General features: G+C 58.2%; 1 protein-coding gene. It reads left to right on the forward strand.

Going from position 1 to position 1,312, the window contains the following annotated elements; genetic code table 11:
- Positions 1–1,312: hypothetical protein (locus ACODJP_RS13725; protein WP_422482459.1), on the forward strand; the 1,312-nt coding region annotated here is incomplete at both ends.

Genomic DNA, 1,312 nt, shown 5'->3' on the forward strand with positions numbered 1-1,312 from the left:
CAGGTGTGGAGCGACTCCACTCCCCAAGAACCCCATATCACCTACGCAGAACCTTTTTTGGATGTCGGGGCGAACACCCTGCTGCGCAATTCGATCTCGTTTTCCATCAAAAGCAACCGAAGCACCTATGAGCGCAATGTACGCAGCGTGGAAAATTCGGTCGTGGTCCTCACTGCCGATAGCCGGGGGTACGAAAACGCTACCTTCCAATGGCTGATCAATGCCGAATCCTATGCGGGAGGAGAGCTGACACTCACCATCCCCAAGAAGCAGGCGCCACCCCAGATCGATATCACCTGCACGATGTCTTATACCCGTCTGGGTAGTACCGAGACGATGATACGCACACTCACCCTCTCGGCCAACGATGTGACCGAGTACACCAAGAGCTACGGGATCCTGGGGGGTCCCGGGACCATCAGCGATGCGATCGAAGGGGATTGCTATGTGCTGCAGACGGGAGACGACTATGTACCCCAGGTGTTCGCCAGCGGTTCGTGGATTCCCATCACCAGCCAGAACGCAGCCCAATATCCTGAGGCGATGAGCACATGCGGCAACGCGGTGCTCCTCGGTGGGGCGAATATTCCCGTCACCTCCACCGCACTGTACGCATACTATCGTACCCTGTATGCGCAGTCGGCGAATATCGATGTGCTCTCCACACAGGATCTGCAGATCATCGATACCGGACGCATCCGCTCGATGGGAAAGCATGCTATCGGGGATGGGAATTCGGGCTTCATCATCAACAGCGACGGCACCAGCGAGTTCGTCGGTACGGTCATCCGCAACGCCGATCTCTCGGAGACCCGCATCGAGCGCCTTGATGCCGATGTGCTGCGTACCGTCAACGAGGTACGTACCGGGGAATCTTTCAACGGCTCGTTGTCCTCAACCCCCTATTGGGACTTGGGGACGGTGATGGGGGACATCATCGCCCAGGTCACGCCCAACGCTGTGGTGCACAAGGGTGGCTCGTTCATGGCCACCAAGGTGGAAGGTGGCTCTGTATCCACCGTCTTCGAGAACGTGTTGCATGTCACCTCTTCTGGCGAGCGCGATCAGGACCGCAGCCTGCTCAACCAGCAGGTCACCACGGCAAATGCGGGAACCGCTTTCACCGTCCCTGCCCTGCCTGCTTACACCCAGTCTCCACTAAAGCTCGGAGGAGTCAACTACCTTGCGAAAATCACCTCCACAGGTGCTGAGGTTGCAGGCAAGAAGCAGTACTCGCTCGATGGAGGGGGCACCTGGACCGACTACGACAGTCGCACACTCGATCATGCGACGGTTGCGGGCAAGACGGTCA

The organism is Pleomorphochaeta sp. DL1XJH-081, assembly GCF_049310885.1.
Classification (GTDB): domain Bacteria; phylum Spirochaetota; class Spirochaetia; order Sphaerochaetales; family Sphaerochaetaceae; genus CAYZJV01.